Consider the following 20,713-nt stretch of genomic DNA (forward strand, 5'->3'; position numbering starts at 1 on the left):
TAATGGCACGACTACGACTCGAACACGTAAGCAAGCACTACGACGACGTAACGGCGGTCGATGACATGAACCTCGACATCGACCACGGCGAATTCATCTGCTTTGTCGGCCCGTCGGGTTGTGGGAAGTCGACGACGATGGAAAGCATCGCTGGACTTACGAAGCCGAGTGAGGGCGAAATCCACATCGGCGACCGCAAGGTGACGAACCTCCCACCGAAGGACCGTGGGGTGGCGATGGTGTTCCAGAACATCGCGCTGTTTCCCCACATGGACGTGTACGACAACATCTCCTTCGGGCTCCGCCTCCGCAACTACGCCAAGGAGGAAATCGAGCGCCGCGTCGAGCGCGCCGCCGAAATCGTCCAGTTGCAGGGAATGCTCGAACGCATGCCCGACGAGATGTCCGGCGGGCAGCGACAGCGCGTCGCCATCGCCCGCGCCATCGTCCGTGAGCCCGATGTCTTTCTCATGGACGAGCCGCTCGCGAACCTCGACGCGAAGCTCAAGGTCCACATGCGGACCGAACTCCAGCGCCTCCACAAGGAACTGGACACGACCATCATCTACGTCACCCACGACCAAGAGGAAGCGATGACGCTTTCGGACCGTATCGCCGTCCTCGACTCCGGACAACTCCAGCAGATCGACCCGCCGCTCGTCTGTTACAACGAGCCGGCGAACCTGTTCGTCGCGGGCTTCATCGGCTCGCCGTCGATGAACTTCGCCGAGGCGACGGTCACAGAAAACTCACTTTCGACGGCGTACTTCTCGCTCGCGTTCGATCCGGCGTCTGTCGAGGCTGTGGACGTGGGCGACGAGGTGACTGTCGGGATTCGTCCCGAAGATATCTATCCCGGCGGAACGCGCGTCGAAGTGGAAGACCCCTCTTCGCTCATCTCCACGCGTGTCGATATTCTCGAACCGATGGGCGACGAGATATTCGCGTACATGCTGTTGGGTGAACGCCGCACATCGATGGACCAGTCGAGAGCCGATGACCAGCTGCTGATGAGTGTTGACCCCGACTCGACGATTCGAGAAGACACGGACGTCGAAGTCGTGATAGACCGGGGGAACGTCCACCTCTTTGAGACGGCGTCGGGCGAGGCACTCGCCCACGGTCTGTCCCCCGTTTCAGCCGACTTAGAGACCGAGACGACAGCCGACGAAGACGACTGAAACGGCCCGACGCGACGGCCTTGACGTCGCCGACGTTTCGACGAGCAGATGGACGACGTGGAGTCGCGTCCCCTCTGTATTCGGAGTGCGACTATCGTCGCGGGTTCCACCGAGATGGTTTGTGAGGCAGAACCGACACTTGGTACGGTTCGCAGGAATCGACGTACTGTACGAGGAACATTCGCTTCGCGTCGATCTCACTCGATCAGGATACGATCCGAGCTCTTCCTTTCGCTCTGCTCGTCCAGCGTTCCCCCGTGGATAAAGCTCGTCATCAGGAACGTGGGCTAATTCGCCAAGTGGTCGTGTTCCTCAAAATCAGAGTAGTGGTCCGTCCTCTCTTGTGAATGGCTTCCCTCGTTATGGTATTTGAACTCATGCTCCCCTTCTTCACGAAATCACTATCAGGCTCCTTCTACAGTTCCCGAACGACTTCTGCCGGCACTCCCGCGACGACGGTGTTGGCAGGCACGTCTTTCGTTACTACGGCACCGGCGGCTACGACCGAATTTTCACCGATCGTTACGTCGGGCAGTATCGTCGCACCGGCACCGATCCACGCGTTGCGTTCGACAACGACCTCCCCCGGAACCAGCGTCTTTCGACGATCCACATCCACCGGGTGACCTTCGGACGTAATCGTTACCATCGAACTGATCATGACCTCATCTTCGATGGTGATGCCTCCCAGGTCCAGAAATGAGCAGGCGTGATTGATGAAAACGTTGCGTCCCACGCTGGTATGCTTTCCAACGTTGATATGAAACGGCGGGAAAATCGTCGTGCTCTCGTCGACTTCTTCGCCAATTATCTCTCCTACATAGTGCCGTATCTCGTCTACGTCTGTCGCTGTATTCAGCTTCCTCTTCAAGCCTATTGTTCTATTTACTTCCTCGGAGATCTTCTGATACCCTGGGTCGTCCATCGGGACCGGCTCACCGGCTTTCAGCCGATCGAAGATATCTCTCGGGAGGACTCGGATCGTCGAGGACCGGGCACGCTCGCTAATCATCGAGTCGAGGTACTGGCTTCCCTGGTACTTCGCGCGGTAGGCTTCGTCAATACGGTCGTTCAGCGCCTCGTCTGTTACCGACTCAAACGAGACGTCCTTCGTCATGCCGGCCACCTCGATTAGCCCGGCGTTTTCCCGAACGGCAGCCTGGTACCAACTCGAATCCTGACCGTTGTAGGCGCGCACATAGAGATTGCCATCTACAGCGACGCTCCAGATCCGCGTCGGTGTGCCGTAGGTTTCGCCGTCCTCACGGAACGGTGCAACGTGCAGGTCATCGGACTCAGCAATCTCGGTCAGTTCGTCTTCTGGCCATGAACTCATTGTTATCGCTTAACAGGGTGTTGTAGATCGACTTGCACTATAGTCTTCACTGCCTCTCGCTCATCCATCGCTTCGTAGCCGTCCGGCACGCGGTCGAGGTCAACGGACTCCCTGACGATCGGCTCGGAGAACTCGAGTGGCGCCGCAACCGTCGCCCACCCCTCGTCGATTGCGTCGTCGACAGGCAGGGCTTCAATGTCGGGGTCGTCGACGGTCAGCTCCTCGTACACCCGTTCCGGCAGGACGAAGGTGATGTCGTTTCGGCGGGCGAATTGCCGAACAGCCTTGTACCGACTGTTCGACGGCTGTCCCATCGCGACGAACAGGCCGGTGTCGGCGATGTGGAGCCGGCTCACGCGTCGTCAGCGCCGTCGCCGTCGATGTCCAACTCACCGAGCCCTGCCCCAGCCTCCTCGAAATCGTAGTGCTCGTGGACGAGGGGGCGGAGCGCTTGAAGAATCTCTTCACCAATATCGATCGCTGCCTCTGTCATTTTCACGAACCGACGTTCGACGATATCTTGCGTATCCGGGTCGTGTTTGTACTCCTCTCGAGTGAGCTGTTGCTTGCGAGCGAGTGTCCCAAGACTCTCGTCAATTGTCTCAACAGCAACGAGAATACGATTGAGGCGGTCTGCTGGGAACACGTCGTCAGTCATCGGTCATCGTCATGCCCATCAGTTGCTGTGACGGCAGAACTACCGAGATGATCATTAATCTTTGCGAGTGCACTGTCGAAGCGCTCGCGTGGAGATTTGTCGGTCGATGATGTGTCAGTCACTCGCCGTTGGAGGTCCTCGGCATGGGCCACATCGCCGACAAGCAGAACTCCGTCTTCGAAGACTGACGTAGCAACGTGTGGTGAGAGTGTGTGGATGTCGACGAGGTCTACGTCGTCCGTTCCGAGTGCATCGCTTAGATCCGCACTAAGGCCGAAAAACGCGTCGTTGTACGCGGGGTCCTCACGGTCGATCGTCTCAAGTTCCACTGCAATATCGATATCACTCGTTGGATGTGTCGTTTCCGTGGCGTAGGAACCGAAGAGGAGTGCGCACTGCACCGAATGCTCCTGTAAAATCGCTCGAAGTGTCTCGAGCGGAAGGGAATCGTCGATGTCTGCTGACTCAACGGTTCTCATCATCATGACCCACGTGCCTGTGTCATATAAAGCCTCAGTCACTCCGGTGGTTGGACAGGAGCTGTCGGTGTTGCGTCCGGACATTTTGTGGTCTCCGTCACGGGTCCTCCTCCAGTGACGGTGGTACCGAACCGCCCTCAGACTGATGCTGACGGACGTACTGGAGGACCGATTCGAGTGTCTCAGTATCCTCAGTTCCCTCAAGCAACCCCACGAGTTCGCTTAGCCGTTGCTGACGATCGACGATTTCTGGGTCGCCGTGCTCCGTCTCGATTGCGGCCACCTCGATGTGGCGGTCCTCGCTCCACCCACACGTCCAACACTGCCGGTGGAGAATAACTTCCTCGCCCTGTTCGGTATCGAGAATTGCGTTGGCAAGGGGCGTCGATGGCGGCCGCCCGGGGCCGACCTCTCGAGAGACGTACGGCTCACCACAGTCCGGACATTCCATACGTCAAACTCGATTGGCAGGCGCCTAAACCGTGTGGGTGGGTCCACGGCATGTCCAATCCAAGGGGAGAAAACATGTATCCGATCCTCCGGTACGAAACGAGCATGCGTTCGGACCCGTTGGTCAGGAAACGACGTATTCGGTGACGCGACGGTGCGTCACAGAAGGCACAGCCAGCAAGTGTCTGTTGCATTACTGCTCTCCTTCGCCGGCGTCGCGAGCGGCGGTCCAGCCTCGATAGAAGACTGCGAGTTGGAGAATCGAGTCGAATGCCTTGTCGCTTGTCTCGTGGACGAGAACGCGTTCGTCGGGCATGGGAGTGACGACGTCGTCGTCGACGAGGCCATTGACCAGAGAATGGGCTCTCCTGTCGTCGATATCCGCTACTGCAACGCGGGCAGCATCTTGATCCTGTGCGACGAGTTCCGCTTCAAACCGTTCGTGGTCGGCTGATGCATCGTCGAGTGCGTCTGTACCGGGCATGGGAATCACGTCGGCGCGTATTGACACCCCTCGGCCTCTCAGGCGCGGACAAACTGTTCTATATCATTCGTGTTGGACACCGCTAACGCAGTGTCGCTCCCCTCTTCGATCCCAGAGTGACAGCTGGACGCTATCAACGAACGTCTACAGAAGAGCGATGTCTGAAAATGCAAGTAAATGTTATATATCCTGAATGAAACAAGATTAACTGGTGACAGGGTGTCTGAGAAAAGAAGAAAGTTGACTCGAATGGGTCGGCGTAGGTTCCTGAATACTCTCAGCAGTTTGGGCGTAGGAGGCGCAGCGATTTCGTTCATGTCCCAGGATGCGTTTGCAGAGTTAGATGTGAACCTCGACGACGAAGTCCCTCGCCTTGGTAGACTAGTCCATACGAACCACGACGCAGTGGTAAACCAAGCAGTAAAACCAAATCGAGAGCCCAAATACTACAAGATCAGCCGAGAGAAATGGGCTATCGTTGAGAGTGCTCATGATGTACGCAAACAAGTAGAAGAACAACTTTCATCACTCCCAGTTCCGGTACGAGTGGGAGTAACGACTGATACCTCCGGCCATCGTCGACGGAAGGTGGTCTCCGTTCAATACCTTATTCAGGAAACATCAAGTGGAGACGAGATTCGCCCCGACATGGCGTTCACTCAGTTTGAAGATCATCTCCCAGCCTCGGCTACCGGTGTCGCTGGTAGAGGAACCGAGGAAGAACGTGCAGTTGAAGATATCCCGGTGAAGGCAGAGAAGGTAACTGTTAAGCCGGACTTCCCCTGCGATACTGATCCAGACACCCAGTACTACGACACGGAATACTTCCCTGATATCCCCGGTGGATGTTATTATATACCTGAGTCGGGATACTGTACGACTGGAACGCCTGCACACGACGACTTGAATGACGAGTTGGTAATCGTTGGTGCAGGTCACTGCCTAGACGAAGGGGTTGATAAGTGTTACCAGAACGACGAAGTTGAAGAAGACCGCTTTGGCACCCCGGACGACACTCGTGTTGATCCGGGATTGCCGGTTGATGCTGGTGTGATACAGATGCGGAACGGTGCGAACGTTGATTACAGTCTCGCCGAGAATACGGATTCTGCGCCGTATGGACCAAACGTATTCGGGATCATCTCGGGTACCAAGATCAAAGACCGTGAAGGCGATACGAGCTGGGAGGTGAAAAAGCAGGGTGCTAATACAGGCATCTGCTCTGGTCATGTGACGTATGCATACGGTTCTACGTTCGACACCGATGCAATTAGTCGCGGTGGGGACTCTGGTGGACCCCACTACAGAGAAGACGATTATGGACGACCACTTATCGCTGGAATCAATTACGGACACCGAACTGATGGTAGCGATGACGCCATTGGTACATTAATGTCTGCTATTGAATCACAGTTTAATGTGACTGTCTAATATCCAGTAACTAAAATCGATACTTAACCCACCGGAGTGCCTTTTATTATATGAGACAGATATCGTGTATGAACCGACGAAAGTTACTACTGTCACTCGGAGCAACTTCACTAGCATTCCCCGGCTGTCTTGGGAAGCAGACGTTAAACGGAACTGACGATGAATCATCTTCAGACCCAAATAATACGTCCAAATCAATGTGTGACGATTTAAACCGACTTCAAATTACGTGTGAGGGCCCAGAGAATTCGGCGTTCGATCTTTCGATTCCTCGCTCTCCTAGTTCGATCGGTGAGGAACTTCAAGTCCAGATGACGAATAGCACCGAGAAAACGAAGTATTCCGGAAACCGTTTTAAGTACGATATCCAAAAAAAGACAGACCAAAGGTGGCAATCGATATTCTGGGTCCATGCCAGACCAGCGTGGTCGGACGAAGCGGTAGAGCATAAACCAGGTGCCGGATTTACTTGGGAATTTGAGTTTACTCAAGGAGGGCTCTCACGGCAAAACGACACGAATCCAGAATACTATGTCTGTAATTCCCTGTCAGAAGGCAGATATCGGTTTGTTTACTTCGGTTACGATACTCGTTGTATCGCCGCCGAGTTCATGATTTGAACCCAGCATCTTTCCAAATATTCTCACACAGTCATACCTGTCCACTCATGAGGTATGATGCAGTCTATGGAGTTTCCAAGAAACAACTTCGGACGACTGTTTCGTTCGTTCTCACATCGAAATCAACCGAGCCAACAATCCTCTCGAGATGGAGGTACGTTGACGCGTATTGACGCGCCTCGGCCTCTCAGGTGCGGACAAACTACTCGCTGCCACGTTGTTAACCAACACTGAGGAGGGCCATGGTTCTGTGTTGGTTAACCTTCGGCGGAGTGATAAAACCGTTCGCGATACAGGCTCACCTTTGGGACATCCCTTACTCACTCCACAGGGCCGCTATCCGGTCTTCAATTTCGTCGAGGACGAGCCGAAGCACGTCGCGATGGTCGGTCGGCCACGAAGCGTCGTCGCCGGGGGTGGGGGCAGTCGGCGGGGAGTCAGAAGAATTCTGTTGGCTTACTCGTCTTCGAGTGCGGCGTATATCTCTGCGTGGCGGCGTCCGTCAAGTTTCCCCATCTCAAGGGCGATCGCATGACGTTCCTCGTCGCTATCGGCCGCCTGATACCGTTCGTATAATCGGCGAACTTCTTCATCGACCGTCGCCGAGGAATCGGTGCTGGACGCCATCTCTGTGTCGAACATACTCTGTGTGTCCCTTTATCAGTTGCGACGAGCGCACGCTCGGAAGTAGATCACTGCGGTCTCAGTGTCGACGGCGGATTCATCGGTCGCAAAGCGGTGCAGTAAGGCGCGAATTTCGTCACCGTAGTCGAACGTGTACCCGTTCAGCATGTAGAAGACGACTACCGTTCGGAGCGCCGTTCGCTTGTTCCCGTCGACGAACGGATGATCCGCAACAAGAAGCCGCATCAGATGTACCGCTTTTTCATGCAGTGTCTGTGGAACCTCCCCAAAGTATCCTTCAGAGACGTACTGCACTGCAGATTCGATTGCATCCTCCGATCGAATTCCGGGTTCTGTGGCGTCGCCCTCGTCAACGATCTGCTCGTGGAGATCGAGAATGAGCTCGACCGAAGGATACGCGACGTCGTCAGTCACAATTGCGACTCTCTCGCGCTAGCCAATAGTCGTTTCTTCCGTGTTGTAACACTCGACGTCCGTCATTTCTCTTGGCAGTCGCTACGGGCGCGTTGCTGACGGGCACGTTCGTAGCGTGTTCGCTCCTCGAGAGCGGTCGCCCAGTCGCCGAGGTCACCGTATATGTCGTCGATCGTCCGGTCGTCGCTCGATTCGGCAGCGACGACGGCGTCGACGGCCGCTGGCGTCGGGGCACCGTACGTGTCCTCGTACGCCTCGATCCGCGAGCTCAGTTCCCGAACGCGCTGTTGGAGGTCTTCGACGGAGTGGTCGGCCGCGAGCTGGTTGATTCGCCGCCACTCGAAGTAGGCGTCGTTGCGCTCGTACGTGGCCGGATGGCTATTGTGGCGCGTGACGATACCGAGTTCACTGAACCAGCCCAGATATTTCCGAGCCGTTTTCGGGTCACAGTCGGCGGCGTTGGCGATAGCGCTTGCTGTCGTCGGCTCGCGAGTCTGGAGAACCGTCCCGTAGATGCGTTGCTCAACGTCGTCGCCACGAAACGCATCCTCGAAAGAGGGCGGGCCATCTGGAGACTCGCTGTTGGACATACTCGTTCTTGCGCGGCACAGGATATAGTTCTTACTTCGAGGAATAGTTTCCTGTCTTTGTGCGGGGTGGAATTCACCAACTTACCACAATCTTAACCAACGTGCGTTATTCTCTTGTGCTATTGTTGGTTAAGGCGTCAGTCCTGAACTCAAAGCTCCCGAACGGGCATCACCTTGAATTTGTCTTGATCGTCGACGACGCCATGCTGACCTACATCACTGCCCAGTGACGACCGCGAGAGTCGGTTGACCAACTCTTCACGAACCGCTTCACGGCTGACTGTCGTTTCGTGCCAGCCGAGACGCTCGTCGAAATACCGCTTCTTGAACCGCTGACCGATGTCGTCGACGGCGATGAACTGTGTCCGCTTCACGCCCGCTACGCTCGTTGAGACGAACTCAGCTCCGACGTCTTCGTGGGTGAGTTCGACGAGTACGCACTCGACAAATGAGACGATGCCAGTCGGACTTCTGCCGTGCGGGAGCGTCAGTTCGAGATCTGTCCACGGTTCTTCGCTCGGTTGCTCAGCCTGCTCGCTAGAGAGTCGTGATTGCTGTTGCTCGTGTTCGGAAGACATGGTTGTTGAGTGGGGGCCTACGACAGCCCCCCTCGCCCCTCTCGGGGTGACAAACTCCACCGCGGATCGCACCCTCATCTAATGAGTGGGTTCTGATATATCGGCTAGAGACTGTCGTCGTTTGATGACCCTTCGGCCGGAGAGAGCCAGCGGCGTTTGCACCCGTGTACCCCAGCCTTCCTTTGGATGATTTTGGAGGTGCAGAGAGAGTTGAAACGCCCTTAGATTTAGCAAGAGGCCCGTCGGGCAGTTTTCAGGCGTTACTAATGTCCTCGACGGGTTCCGAAAGATGGTGATTCAGCGAGATTGTGCTTGACGAGGTGTTGAAAGCCCCGTATTCGAGAGGATTGGAGTCAAATTAGAATCAAGCCCTAGCAGAACTGACCAACCCCAACTGATGAGTTGCGAGACTATCCTTCCAGCACGATACCCATTCTTGCCCGAATTGGTCGACTGAATGCCTGAAAAGTGCATGACGGGTTTTCAATCTCCGTCACATCGCTGTCCGCTGAGAATAGTAATCTAACTGAGAGTTGGCTATCTGCGTCAGAACTCGTTTCCGTTACCCTCCGTTCCACTTAGTTGGTCATACATCTCGTCTGGGAATGGGAGACTTCCCCAGATCGAGTAGGGGCACTGCTCCTGGCCGATGCAGTACCGCTGCATATCGTCGTTGTCACAGTTCATCGGAAGCGGGGTGTCGCCTCCAATGGTGTTCGAGAACTCGTAGCGAATCTGGTAATCGGTGACCTGTTCGTCGTACCAGGGCCACCGCGAGAAGACGTCCTTGAGGTCTGCGACAATCGTCTCGAGGTCACTATCCTGGTACTGGGGAAGCCACATCACCATCCGGGCAAAGTTGTACAGGTCCTTTCGGACTGGCTTCTTCTCGTGGAGGCGCTCGGCCATATTCGCCATACAGGGAAGCTCGAACAGGTCTTCGATTGTCTCGACGTCGATGGACTGGACGCCACGCGAAGACCCCTGAATCCGATACTGGTTCGTACTTCCGTGCTCTCGAATGGTCAGGCTCCGGTGGTTGCGCTGGGATGCGAGAAGGTTTCCGAGACTCCGAGGACTCGAGATGCGATTACACACGTCTCGCTTCCAGCCCCCTTCCGGGTCGTACGCCTCCACTGCTTCAAACAACTCCTTCGCCGAGTGGAACTCCCCCAGTGAGACGACCTCGTCTGGAGCGTCTCGAATCGCATCTCTGAGCACACGGATGGTCCGTTCACCGGGGTTCCAATCTCGCCAGATTCGTTCGTGGTGTCCCGTCTCGATGAAGCGGTCGATACGCTCTGTGATGGCTGACTCATTCGTCGTTAGGTTTGTCGGTCGTCAAGAGAACGACGTGATTCGCCTGCTCTGTATCGAGTACCTGAGCAGCAAGCTCCACGAGTGCCGTGTCCGCTTTCTCGGTGATATCTTCGTCACGGCCAGTCTCGTTAGCGATAAACCGGCGGGCTTCGTCCATCACCGTCGAGACAAGCGGGTTGGTGTAGTCAAGTTCGTCGGCAACCACGATCCAGCCCTCCTCGAATCCATCGGGATAGGGAATATTTCCCGAGGGATACGCGTCCGCTGCCGGATCGCCACCGAGTTCTTCGTAGACGCGTTGGGGGACACGCAATGAGACACCAGCCTGTTAGAGTGCTCGACGGAGCCGTTGAAATTTGTCTTTGTCGGGCCCACCACACCGAACGAAGACACCGGTATCGGCGATATACACCGTCGTCATGCACCGGAATCGGCGTACTCAGTGGCAACTGGTTCCAGCGCCTGGAGAATGATCTCGGCTTCAAGCGGTGAAAGGTCAAGTTCCCGGGACGCAATCCGATGATTGACCGTACCGTCGACGTACTCGGAAGCGTACTCGAGGGCGACAGCAAGCCCGTCGAGACCATGTCGCTCGATGTAGATGTCGATATCTTCGTCCTGGTCGCGGCGGGCAACAGCGGCGATAAGTGCTGGTGTGATTGTTTGGGTTTCACCGTCTGTCGAGAGCGTAAGTGCGATGGACTCGGCATCGTATTCGTACGGGCGCTGCTCACGGACTTTCTCTACTAACCCAGCTGTTTCGAGGTTCTGCATATAGTCGTAAGCAGTTCCCTGTGGGATATCGAGTTCGTCGACCAACTCGGACACGGTGACCGGTCCGTGTTGTAAGGTATGGGCATACAGCCGAGCAAGTGTGGGTGTGTCGAGGAGGTTGGCCACCGTCTGAAGCTGCTGAATCGGTGGGCGGCCTGACCGTGGAGGTGACTGCGCCATCTTACTTACGAATTATCCATAATTCGTGATAAGACATTCGGGGAAGGACCAAACTCACAATCGATTTGCCACTCGCCGAGAGGCAGTCGCTCGCTGCGGTTCTACAGGCGGAGAAGGCCGAGTGCCTCGGGGCTTGACCCCGAAGCAGTTCACGCGGAGCAACACGAAGAACTCTGGACAGAGTTCGTTGAGGAGGCTGTCGAACGCGCAGACTATCCGGAGCTGAAGGAAACGCCAGGTCGATTGAAAACAGCGTTCGCTGAAAAGATTCGGAACCTCAACTAAACGGTTCTGTTAGTCTTGGAGCGTGGCGACTGCTCGGCCTGTTTCCTCGGCCTCTTCGCTGCGCGACATGTTGTACGTCGCGAGTGCTTCGTCAACCGCTTCATCAAGACTCATTGGTCAATCTAATCTTGATTCTTCTGTCGTATAAATACTTGCCTGGCTAAAACGTCAGCCCTCTCGGTGGGAAGATCACAACCCAAACCACGCACAATCTGCTCGCTTTTCAAACTGGACCAAGCAGACAGTAGCTCTCGTGTTGTACACACCGGTTCGTTGTTAGTGATCCCAACTGGACCCGTGGGGCTTGTTAGTAGACTCGAGCCGTCGTAACGAAGGGCGGCAGCGCAATCGCAGTTCAGGTATCAACCCGAGTGCCTCGGAGCTTGACCCCGAGGTGGTTCACTCTGTACCAGTGTCTGTATCTTCAGACTCATCGAGACCTGGGAGATTTGCGTCCCAATTCGGATTCTCGTCGTAGTAGTCGCCCACAAACTGCTCGCTCACGGCCGAGAGGCCAATCAAGCTCGCAGTATGTGCATCGGGATTGATCGCCCAATACTCGCCCTTGTGACGCACAAACCCCTGGTTATGGAGTCTGCTGAGCGTCGTCCCAACACTTCCTCGTGGGATGTCGAGCGCCTCATCAATCTCACCCGCTCGATAGCCTGTTTCTGGAGTCGCTGCAAGGAAGCGAAGAATGGTCCGTCCATTCGTATTCGGTCTTGGAAGATCCGATGGCTGGTAGTTTTCGAAATCAACGGGGATATATAACAGTATGTAACGGGAAGTAATAGACTTGCCGGAGTAGTTGTTCCAAAGTACTCTTTGGACGCTGGAAGGTCTCGATCGACGCGTTCTCCCAAAAGAAGTGCGATGAATCTGAAGTCGTTGGGGGACACTAGTTTTTACTGGCAAGAGTGGTGTGTCTGACAGAGTATCCGCAGAGTGGCGAGTTATCTAGCGAGGGACTGTTGAAAGCCAGAGACGGCACAGTATCCGCATCAATGGGCGTTGTCAGGGGGGAGTCGCCTACTCTTGGCCTAAAGTTCTCTGCGAGTTTCTCGGGGAGATTCAAGATGCAGCGGAACTCAATTTCACAGAACGGTTGGGCTGCTCTGCCTGTAGAAATGCACTGGAATACCAATAGGAATCATCTCCACCACAAACCATGACTAGAAACACACTCACCGTCCGTGTCGAATCGAACGACGAGTTCTTCGACCGTGCACTCGAAGCCGCAGCGAAAGCCGACGCTGGTGAACTGACTGATGACCACACTGGCGTCTCACTTCCAGACGAGACTGCACTTGCACGTGTTCTGAGCGAAAAAAATCTCGAACTTATCCGGACTACTGCCCGCGAAGAACCGAAGAGTCTCCGCGAACTCGCACGACTCGTTGATCGTGACATCAAGAACGTCTCGACCGCGATCAACGACCTCGCAGAACTCGGACTTGTCGAATTTGAGCAGGATGGCCGATCAAAGCGGCCGATCATCTGGTACAGCCATATCCACGTAGAGTACGACCTTGGCGTTGAGGCGGATGATACCGAGGTCGCTGCACAGGAGTAGCTTGACTACTGCTGTTCTGGACGGGGCGCGTTCTCGTACTTGACCATCTTCTCGGGCTTGTCGGAGATAGTCTCGTAGATCTGCTGGAGCGTCTCCTCAGCGGCGAGCAGATTGTGTTCCTCAAGGAATGTTCGACCGTCCTCAGTCAGGCCGTAGAACTTCCAAGGATAGCCTTGTCGGCGCTGGTCGTCGTCAAGTGCGACTTCTTTGACGATGCCGGCGTCGATCAACTTCTGGATGTGCTTGTAGACGGTGGCATCGCTGACGCTGGGGTTGAGCTCCTCAAGTTCGTACATCGAAGGCTGCTTGGGATGCTGGAGGATGTTATTGACGAGCGCGAACCGCGTCTGCTGGGTGACGAAATGGATCAGTTCACGGGACCTCTCTCCACCAGCGGTTCCCAGATCGGTACTCATACATCACAGTTCACACTCTGACGCAAAGTAGTTTACCTTCGGGTAAATCACTCTGGGGTAAACCAAAATGAATCTGAATGAGTGACTTAGTTGACGTGGCCGAGGAACTCCCGTGACGAGGAACGGAATCGCCATTCTCGACCGAGTTACTACTATGTGAGTGCCGGGTCACTATCGATTCTAAATCACGTCTTCATAGCGACTGTTGATGGGTGCTGGTTTTACTGGCAATAGTGGTGTGTCTGACAGAGCAATCGAAAATAGCCTATTTCAGAATAGCCTATTCTGAATTTGGTTATCGGCACGATTAACTTCTTGCGAGAATATATGAGGTTCATGGAACGCTTTGTGGATCGGGAAATCGAACTATCTCGGCTGCGAGAGTGCTACGCGTCCGACAGCCCAGAGATGATTGTCATCTTTGGACGGCGTCGTCTCGGAAAAACGCAACTCGTTCAACACTCACTCACGCAGAGAGATGATGCCGTCGTATACCAAGCGACGCAGACGACACCACAGGTGCAACTCGACGAATTCGTTGACGCCGCCTCAGGTTCCTTCCCTGGAATTGAACACATCAAACAGAATTGGGAGTCACTACTCGGGTACCTCGTCGAACAGGGACGAATTGTCGTACTCGACGAGTTCCCATATCTCATCGACGCCGACAAGAGCGTTCCTTCGGTGATTCAGCGATTGTGGGACCAACGCCTCCAGAACACGAGTGGAACACTCATTCTCGTTGGGTCATCGATTAGTATGATGGAGGAAGCAACGCTGTTAGGAAACAGCCCGCTTTACGGGCGATTCACCGAGAAAATCGATCTCCGACAACTCGGATTTGCTGCTGCCCAGGAGTTCTTCCCAGAAAGCTACACGCCTGAAGACCGGATATTTGCATGGGGTGTCTTCGGTGGTGTTCCATACTATCTCGATGGCATCGATCTTGATCACGACTTTGGAACCGTGATTTCTGAATCTCTCCTCTCACAGCGGGGATATCTCCATAACGAACCGGAGTACGTCCTCCGAACTGAGTTAACTGAGCCGAATCGATACTTTGCGATTCTCAAGGCCATCGCTGCAGGGAATACCACGTCAAATGAGATTGCACAGATGGTTGGAATCGACGGAAAGCAGATTTCGACCTACACCCAGAAATTAGAGCGCCTTCGGCTCATCGAACGCGAAGTTCCACTCACAGAAGAGAAAGCTCGCTCCCGCCGTGGCCGCTACCGGATTCTCGACCCACTGTTTCGGTTCTGGTTCCGATTTGTCTACGGGAACGAAGACCGATACGAGCGATTGGGCGACGAAGCGTATAAGGCAGTCATCGAGCCCGAACTCCCTGACTTCGTGAGTTCACAATTTGAAGTCCTCTGTCAAGACGCACTTCCTGGATTGTATCCAGACAAAACGTTCTTAGATCTCGGCCGGTGGTGGTACAAAGAACACGAAGTCGACGTCGTCGGTTTTACTACGGAGGGGACAATGGTCGTCGGCGAGTGTAAATTCACGAATGCTCCGCTCGACTACAGTGCTCTTGCGTCACTCGAAGAACACACAGAAGAGATCAGATGGACCCCTGACAGTGGCGGAGATATCGACAAAGAGTATGCACTATTTACTCGGAGCGGGGCGACCCAAACTGTCCAAGAAGCAGTTGCAAAGCGGGGTGACTTGCGGCTGTTTGGGTTAGATGACATAACCAACAGCGTGTAACTCACGGCTCTTGGAAGCCTGAGGCGCAAGTAGCCCGACGGTTCACCAACTACTTTCGGCGTCACCGGCTCGACCAAACAACTTTGCTGTGGCATCGCGTGACCCTTATCGAACCGGACTGTGTCACATGCGTCTCCACCCCCATGACGAGTGATTCGACGGCGCTTGGTCGATGTTCTGACTGCGGCGAAGAGATTGAGGCATACCAGTCGATCATCGAGTTCGAGGATGGCGGATGGGTCAACTGGCGTTTTCGCTGAGTGCTATTCCTGCGACGAGGTCGTCCGACCAGAGTGACGAACTGGCGCTACTTGTTCACGAGGAAGTCTAGGCTTGCGTCCGGATGTTGGTCGATTCCTCGCAGCATGTGTAACGTAGCGCGAAACTTGTTGATATACCAGTTTCGAGTAGCGTTACAACCAGAGGAAAACGGGAAGTCGGCATCAGCAGTTTAACCAACAAAATTTTTGATTAGCCCTTGTGTTGGTTAACACGAGGCAGCTGCCGATGTCCTACGAACCACCGACGCCGCCGACGAGCCTCTCCACAGAAGTCGTCGACGCCCTGAATAACTTATCGCCGAACAGTCTCCGAGACGTTGCCCGCTATGCCGAAGAGTTGGCCGAACACAAGGAGCGTGAGGTTCGTCGCGAGGAAGAGCCACCGGAAGGGGAACTCGAAGAACGGTCGGATGACCTTCCAGATGATGTCCCCACGAAGGCGACGATTACGATCAAAGAGATCAACGACAATCGCTACTACTACTGGCAGTGGCGAGAGGGTGACAAAATCAAGTCTAAGTATAAAGGACCAGTCAATTCCGGTGAATAGGAAGGGCAACTTCCATGAGATCGAGGGCCACCACACCGCGTGTGCGAAGTGAATTTTCTCATCATCCGTGGACCCCGTGTGAGAGATAATCGAATGACAAGTTGAGAGGGAGACACCCCGTGTACAAGATGAATAATCAAAGACCTCAACTGTTCCTTAAGCGCTCTCGCGCATGAATAGCGCATATTTACACTTTGCACACGGGGTGTGGGTTACCAGACTGAACAAGTCAGAACTTACACTCGTGACCAGGGGTGTGTAGTCGGGGAAAACGGAGATTACGCGAGATCTTCCAGTCGGCTATCACGGAGCACAGATTTCAGCACAATACCAGTATCCTGAACCAGTCGATGCTCAAGGTAGCTCCCTTCTCCCCGTCCACCGCCAGTTCGGGTCGATTCCACCACGCCGAGGAACGCCTGCTCCTTCAGCAGTTCATAGACGCGGTGTTCGCTCAGAACCTTCGCATCGACCGTCTCAGCAGTGTTCTGGTAGCGCTTGTAAATACGGCTTGTCGAGAATTCGTCTTCGTTCGAGCTCTCCTCGGTCAACAATGCAAGTGAGTAGAGAATGAACTTGACCTGAGTCGTCGATCCACGAAGTAACTCCTCGAATCGGTCAACCTCTGCCCATTCTTGAGCATCGCGAACGTGCTCTGCGACGACCTGGTCAGCGTTTTCTCGCTCAGCGAGTTCGCCCGCGTGTCGGAGAATCTCGATCGCCTTCCTGGCGTCGCCATGTTCCTGTGCGGCGAGTGCCGCAGTTAGCGGGATGACGTCGTCAGAGAGAACGTCGTCGTGGAACGCGTCACGGCGGTGCTTCATTATCCCACGGAGTTGATTCGCGTCGTAGGGCTGGAAGACGAACTCTTCTTCACGAAGGCTTGACTTGACGCGCTCGTTCAACTGGTCCCGATACTCGATTTTGTTACTCACCGCGATAACGCCCAGGTGACAATCGGCTTTCCCAGATTCACGGGCTCGTGAGAGCTGCATCAGAATATCATCGTCGTTCAGGCGGTCAACCTCATCGAGAATGATGACAACTGCATCATAGGCGAGATTCAATATCTCCCAGAGGTAGTCGTAATATTCCCCACTGCCAATCCCCGCGCGTGGGACGTTGAAGTCAGTTTTTTCGGTCTTGTTGAGCTCCCGTGTCACTGTTCGGGCAACACGGGTCTGAGTATTGTGCTGTGCACAGTCGACGTAGACAGTCCCGACCGAAACCCCATTTGACTCTGCGGCTCGACGGGCACGTTCTGTGACATGGCGAGCAACCAGCGACTTGCCCGTCCCTGTCTTGCCGTAGATCATGACGTTGTTAGGCGGGTCATTTTGAACGATCGGCCTGAGTTCAGCAGCGATGTCTTTGATTTCTTCGTCACGGCCGACGATTCGGGCACTTTCCGGGACGTGACCAACCTTCAGGAGTTCCTTGCGAGTGAAAATGTCGACCCGGTCGGGATCGTCTCCATCGATATTGAACAGCGGATCCTCAGCCGGGTCTTCGTACCGGTCGTTGAAGTCAGAGAGTTGCGACGGGTCATCAGCCATCGATACCAGATACCGCGCAACCTGGCTACTTAATTATTCTCCCACCTCGACAAGAGTGTAAATCAGCCCATGACTAGGACCTACTGCCTAGAGCGTCCAATGTCAGTCGGTAAAAGAGACGAGGTAATCCAGAGTGAAAGGCGTCCTTCCCGTGCAAGTGATTTGGACGATGAAACACCCCTCACCAAGACTGTATAGCGGACAGAAACCAATATTTGACCACCCCTCGTCCCGAGTGAATTACCACTAATCTTCCACTGGGCTCGAAAATGCACACCCCCCATCAAGAGTATAACTCAATCAGAGCAAAGACGTCAAACATTGAGCAGACACAAAGACGTCTGACGCACGGCATACACCCCTCGTCCAGAGTGAAAACAGTCGCGAGGTTCGTTATTCGGTTGAACAGAAGTTCGAGGAGATGCTTCCTGTTTTCAGTCGTAGCCATCGACACAAAACACAGCTGTTGACCTGTATTCTGCACCAATCTTGAGGGTGTCGAGAGTTTGGGGTATCGAGAGAATAATCACATAAAAGTCACGACGTAAAGACACCCACCCACCCCTCGTCCAGAGTGAAACAGCACGAGAAGATCCGGGTAGCAAGATGAGAATTGCACGACTGTATCGCCTGCAAACGACACGAATCACAGGAAGAGAGACGGAAACACACGCATCGAGCTTCCGGGGAATCAACCAGAACGCACACCCATCAGAATTCTTAGTATTATCTAGAAGATTTATATCTTATTGGTTCGAATAGCCCATTAACTGTATTCTCCACAACAAAAGAGACGAATTAGTATTCGTCTGGATCTCGTGAAGAACTACTCATCTGCTTTCCTCTTATTTCGCCGTCAATCTCAGTCTTAACGACTCTCTCCGTGGGTTCGTCCGTGTTCTGTCTTTTCGACCTCTGTTTCTTGTGGATAACACCCCTCACCCTTTCAATCGTTTTCACTCTTGACGAGGGGTGTGTGTTCCCACAATTTTCTCCTTCCGGTTCAGAAATTCGAGTCAAACTCTCGATTCCTTAACCAACAAAAATCTCCGAGCTTGTGATTCTGTTGGTTAACGTCTGAATCAATCACAAAATGTCGATTGGCCACCGTTATCGAGTCGAAAGTGAAGTTGTGACCTGATATAGATTCGACACTCCGTGAATCAGTGATTCACTGATTGGCGTCTTGCTTTGCGAGTCCCGAATCTTCTCTTTCGTTTCCTCTTGGTGTTCGCCAAACGCCACCTCGAAGATCCCACGATAGAAGTGTTTGTTCTTCTCCAGCGTGACACCCTCGCGTTTCAGCTGCTTTTTCAGGCGAGTAGATGTAATCTCGATATCCTCGCTCTGCTCCGGTTCTACGTATATCGTGGCTGAGTCTCAGTCCTCACGGATATTCTACGGCTCGTCGTCTGTCTCTCTCGCTTCACTTGCGGACGATTCGGTGGTACCCGCGGTCGAGCCCTGTTGCTGGTTCGACTGGTTACCCGTGGCCTTCCCTGACCCTCGAGTTTCTGCTTCTGTTTTTGACGACGTCGCTGCAGTTTCCTCTTCGGCCTTAGTGTTCTCATCGTCCCCTTCGTCTGATGGATTCTCGAACCGCTCAACCATTCCTCGTGGCATACTTACGCCTCCACTTGAGCCTTGTCGAATGCCCGCTCCATCGTCTTTGCAACTTCTAGGAAGAGGTCACGCTCTCTAGCGGCAGTGAATGAAGTGACTGAGAGTGGAAACTGTTCTTCCCCTGCAGATGGTTTCGATGGTGACACACCCCTCGTCCAGACTGTAAATCGGCTGGCTTTTCGTGACCTCTCCCGAACTGACAAGATCAGACGCTAACGGGTTGCTTACCGAGATTGAAGACTGCTATGTCGGCAGTATCGAGACAGCAGAGTGTATGAGATTGTTACCGCGCTGTGCTAGTGAAATCGAGGAGACACCCAGAAGGCGTTCGATCAGTCCGGACCGTTCCGTCACATCCGCAATCTGACTGCGTTCGACACGGCACTATGGAATGTCCAATAGGCTATCTTTCTTCGAGGAGAGCATCCCGCCGTTTACGGCGGGAGTGAATCCGACACTTCCTACGCAGTCCACCGTCGATGGCAGGCTGGATATTCCACGCCAATCCGTAGGATTAACTAAATCTTCCATACAATTTGTGCAATACTACAATTTTCAGAGACCGCATCAAGCGCTCGATGGGAACACCGATTGAGGAGGTCACTAACTAGACAGTGCCCTATTGAGCAATGAAAATCACACATTCAGAATTATACCAATACGGAGCGAGAAGGTTATTCACCGTGGGTTTCGGTGGTGGCGCCGCCGTGGCCCACTTAGCTTAGTCGCTCGCCGCGCTCACGGTGGGTTTCGAAGACGTCGCAAGCCCAGTCGACGGCTGCAGAGCTGTCGGTCATGGCGACGGCCGCCAGCGTCCCCCGGTCGGTGTCGAACCCTGTGAGCACGAGCGTGTCGTCGTACAACGAGAGGTCAACCACGTCCTCGGTGACGTAGACGGAAGCGTTGTCGTGGGCTCGTACTGTTTCATGCAGCTCGCCGTGTTGGCATTCGAGGCGTTCTAGGACCGCCTGCGGGAGAGCCCACTCGAAGTCAACGCCTCCCTCAACGCAGTCAACGGTCCGAGCGAGCGTCACCGGTGAGCCGAAACTCGTTGCAGCCCCGTAGATTCGCTCGTCGACATCGCTGATGACGGATTCGAGGCGTTGCTCAATGGCATAGGGTGACTCAGGGTCGACTGCCATCACCGTCGCGTCGGCGAAAAGATGGAGGTTTTCGGTGAGGACGGACGGCGAGAGGTGTTCGAGCAGCGGCTTCAGTCGGTCTGCCGCCGCCAGCGAGCGCTCGAAACGTTCGGCAGCGTCGAGAACAGCCGTTCCCGCGCCAGTCGTCCGGTACCCTCGGTTGGTCCGTTTGAGCAGTCCCTCGTCGACCAGCGCGGAGGTCTGGCGGTAGACGGTCGCTCTTGACACGTCAAGTTCAGTCTCTAATGTCGACCGGTCGACCGACCGAGCACGGGCCACAGCCAATAGTGGCTGGTGGTTCAACAGTCGGGTGGGATCACGACTGTAGCGATTCATACGACTATCATGAGGCTATGAATGATACGTATTTCGTCTCCTCCAATATATCACGCCACGCAGTCGGAGTGTCGGCGTCACCGTCACAC

General features: G+C 54.5%; 18 protein-coding genes and 8 pseudogenes. 6 read left to right on the forward strand and 20 right to left on the reverse strand.

The window, feature by feature from the left end; genetic code table 11:
* Positions 1-2: 2 nt before the first annotated feature.
* A complete protein-coding gene (locus tag DEQ67_RS16125) occupies positions 3-1,181 on the forward strand; it encodes an ABC transporter ATP-binding protein (RefSeq protein WP_004043074.1) in 1,179 nt (392 codons plus the stop codon).
* Between the two features lie 415 nt (positions 1,182-1,596).
* Here DEQ67_RS16125 and DEQ67_RS16130 read toward each other — a convergent pair whose 3' ends face one another.
* The 8 genes and pseudogenes from DEQ67_RS16130 to DEQ67_RS16165 all read right to left on the reverse strand — a co-directional run bounded on the left by DEQ67_RS16130 (position 1,597) and on the right by DEQ67_RS16165 (position 4,588).
* Positions 1,597-2,106: a DapH/DapD/GlmU-related protein gene (locus DEQ67_RS16130; protein WP_282352459.1), complete on the reverse strand. Its 510-nt coding sequence runs from the start codon at positions 2,104-2,106 to the stop codon at positions 1,597-1,599.
* 36 nt (positions 2,107-2,142) lie between these two features.
* Positions 2,143-2,517 (reverse strand): annotated as a pseudogene (locus DEQ67_RS16135) (DUF2255 family protein); the annotation flags it as partial.
* 98 nt (positions 2,518-2,615) lie between these two features.
* A pseudogene (locus tag DEQ67_RS16140) lies at positions 2,616-2,873 on the reverse strand (hypothetical protein); the annotation flags it as partial.
* Positions 2,870-2,983: pseudogene (locus DEQ67_RS16145) on the reverse strand (ArsR family transcriptional regulator); the annotation flags it as partial. The pseudogenes DEQ67_RS16140 and DEQ67_RS16145, both read right to left, overlap by 4 nt.
* A 36-nt stretch (positions 2,984-3,019) precedes the next feature.
* A pseudogene (locus tag DEQ67_RS16150) lies at positions 3,020-3,175 on the reverse strand (hypothetical protein); the annotation flags it as partial.
* On the reverse strand, positions 3,172-3,654 hold the full coding sequence (mntA, locus tag DEQ67_RS16155) for a type VII toxin-antitoxin system MntA family adenylyltransferase antitoxin (RefSeq protein WP_199522553.1): 483 nt from the start codon (positions 3,652-3,654) through the stop codon (positions 3,172-3,174). The gene mntA and the pseudogene DEQ67_RS16150, both read right to left, overlap by 4 nt.
* 97 nt (positions 3,655-3,751) lie before the next feature.
* On the reverse strand, positions 3,752-4,105 hold the full coding sequence (locus DEQ67_RS16160) for a hypothetical protein (protein WP_115891656.1): 354 nt from the start codon (positions 4,103-4,105) through the stop codon (positions 3,752-3,754).
* A 192-nt stretch (positions 4,106-4,297) separates the two neighbouring features.
* Positions 4,298-4,588 (reverse strand): hypothetical protein, encoded by a 291-nt coding sequence (locus DEQ67_RS16165; protein ID WP_199522552.1) that lies wholly within the window; start codon positions 4,586-4,588, stop codon positions 4,298-4,300.
* A 315-nt stretch (positions 4,589-4,903) separates the two neighbouring features.
* Here DEQ67_RS16165 and DEQ67_RS16170 point away from each other — a divergent pair, with 315 nt between their 5' ends.
* A complete protein-coding gene (locus DEQ67_RS16170; protein WP_128081386.1) occupies positions 4,904-6,019 on the forward strand; it encodes a hypothetical protein in 1,116 nt (371 codons plus the stop codon).
* A 1,076-nt stretch (positions 6,020-7,095) separates the two neighbouring features.
* Here the strand turns inward: DEQ67_RS16170 and DEQ67_RS16175 are convergent.
* From DEQ67_RS16175 to DEQ67_RS16210, 8 genes and pseudogenes are all read right to left on the reverse strand, one after another.
* A complete protein-coding gene (locus DEQ67_RS16175; RefSeq protein WP_004043160.1) occupies positions 7,096-7,281 on the reverse strand; it encodes a hypothetical protein in 186 nt (61 codons plus the stop codon).
* A gap of 18 nt (positions 7,282-7,299) precedes the next feature.
* Positions 7,300-7,698 carry a type II toxin-antitoxin system death-on-curing family toxin gene (locus DEQ67_RS16180; protein ID WP_004043161.1) on the reverse strand — a complete coding sequence of 133 codons (399 nt, stop codon included), beginning with the start codon at positions 7,696-7,698 and terminating at the stop codon, positions 7,300-7,302.
* A gap of 62 nt (positions 7,699-7,760) precedes the next feature.
* The gene (locus DEQ67_RS16185; protein WP_115891654.1) at positions 7,761-8,288 is read right to left on the reverse strand and encodes a DUF7342 family protein; all 528 of its coding nucleotides are present in this window, start codon (positions 8,286-8,288) and stop codon (positions 7,761-7,763) included.
* A gap of 149 nt (positions 8,289-8,437) precedes the next feature.
* Complete coding sequence (locus tag DEQ67_RS16190) at positions 8,438-8,866, reverse strand: hypothetical protein (RefSeq protein WP_115891710.1); 429 nt, start codon at positions 8,864-8,866, stop codon at positions 8,438-8,440.
* A 546-nt stretch (positions 8,867-9,412) separates the two neighbouring features.
* Positions 9,413-10,201 (reverse strand): annotated as a pseudogene (locus tag DEQ67_RS16195) (primase-associated protein); the annotation flags it as partial.
* Positions 10,194-10,607, reverse strand: a pseudogene (locus tag DEQ67_RS16200) (hypothetical protein); the annotation flags it as partial. The pseudogenes DEQ67_RS16200 and DEQ67_RS16195, both read right to left, overlap by 8 nt.
* Positions 10,604-11,140 carry a winged helix-turn-helix domain-containing protein gene (locus DEQ67_RS16205; RefSeq protein ID WP_013035102.1) on the reverse strand — a complete coding sequence of 179 codons (537 nt, stop codon included), beginning with the start codon at positions 11,138-11,140 and terminating at the stop codon, positions 10,604-10,606. The gene DEQ67_RS16205 and the pseudogene DEQ67_RS16200, both read right to left, overlap by 4 nt.
* Positions 11,141-11,824: 684 nt before the next feature.
* Complete coding sequence (locus tag DEQ67_RS16210; RefSeq protein ID WP_115891709.1) at positions 11,825-12,190, reverse strand: MarR family transcriptional regulator; 366 nt, start codon at positions 12,188-12,190, stop codon at positions 11,825-11,827.
* Positions 12,191-12,593: 403 nt separating this feature from the next.
* On the opposite strand from DEQ67_RS16210, the gene DEQ67_RS16215 reads away from it, so the two are divergent.
* The gene (locus DEQ67_RS16215; RefSeq protein ID WP_115891653.1) at positions 12,594-12,998 is read left to right on the forward strand and encodes a winged helix DNA-binding protein; all 405 of its coding nucleotides are present in this window, start codon (positions 12,594-12,596) and stop codon (positions 12,996-12,998) included.
* Between the two features lie 5 nt (positions 12,999-13,003).
* On the opposite strand, the gene DEQ67_RS16220 is transcribed toward DEQ67_RS16215, so the two are convergent.
* Entirely contained in the window at positions 13,004-13,414 is a 411-nt protein-coding gene (locus tag DEQ67_RS16220) for a helix-turn-helix transcriptional regulator (protein ID WP_004062242.1), read from the reverse strand.
* Between the two features lie 336 nt (positions 13,415-13,750).
* On the opposite strand from DEQ67_RS16220, the gene DEQ67_RS16225 reads away from it, so the two are divergent.
* Positions 13,751-15,136: an ATP-binding protein gene (locus tag DEQ67_RS16225; RefSeq protein WP_115891708.1), complete on the forward strand. Its 1,386-nt coding sequence runs from the start codon at positions 13,751-13,753 to the stop codon at positions 15,134-15,136.
* A gap of 507 nt (positions 15,137-15,643) precedes the next feature.
* Positions 15,644-15,967 (forward strand): hypothetical protein, encoded by a 324-nt coding sequence (locus DEQ67_RS16230; RefSeq protein WP_115803704.1) that lies wholly within the window; start codon positions 15,644-15,646, stop codon positions 15,965-15,967.
* Positions 15,968-16,245: 278 nt separating this feature from the next.
* On the opposite strand, the gene DEQ67_RS16235 is transcribed toward DEQ67_RS16230, so the two are convergent.
* On the reverse strand, positions 16,246-17,523 hold the full coding sequence (locus DEQ67_RS16235; protein WP_115891652.1) for a Cdc6/Cdc18 family protein: 1,278 nt from the start codon (positions 17,521-17,523) through the stop codon (positions 16,246-16,248).
* A 1,171-nt stretch (positions 17,524-18,694) separates the two neighbouring features.
* Positions 18,695-19,134, reverse strand: a pseudogene (locus tag DEQ67_RS16240) (hypothetical protein).
* A gap of 541 nt (positions 19,135-19,675) precedes the next feature.
* Here DEQ67_RS16240 and DEQ67_RS16245 point away from each other — a divergent pair.
* Positions 19,676-19,757 (forward strand): annotated as a pseudogene (locus tag DEQ67_RS16245) (IS6 family transposase); the annotation flags it as partial.
* Positions 19,758-19,862: 105 nt separating this feature from the next.
* On the opposite strand, the gene DEQ67_RS16250 reads toward DEQ67_RS16245, so the two are convergent.
* Positions 19,863-20,624: a helix-turn-helix transcriptional regulator gene (locus DEQ67_RS16250; protein ID WP_233509332.1), complete on the reverse strand. Its 762-nt coding sequence runs from the start codon at positions 20,622-20,624 to the stop codon at positions 19,863-19,865.
* Positions 20,625-20,713: the final 89 nt, after the last annotated feature.

This window comes from Haloferax sp. Atlit-48N, assembly GCF_003383015.2.
Lineage (GTDB): Archaea > Halobacteriota > Halobacteria > Halobacteriales > Haloferacaceae > Haloferax > Haloferax volcanii.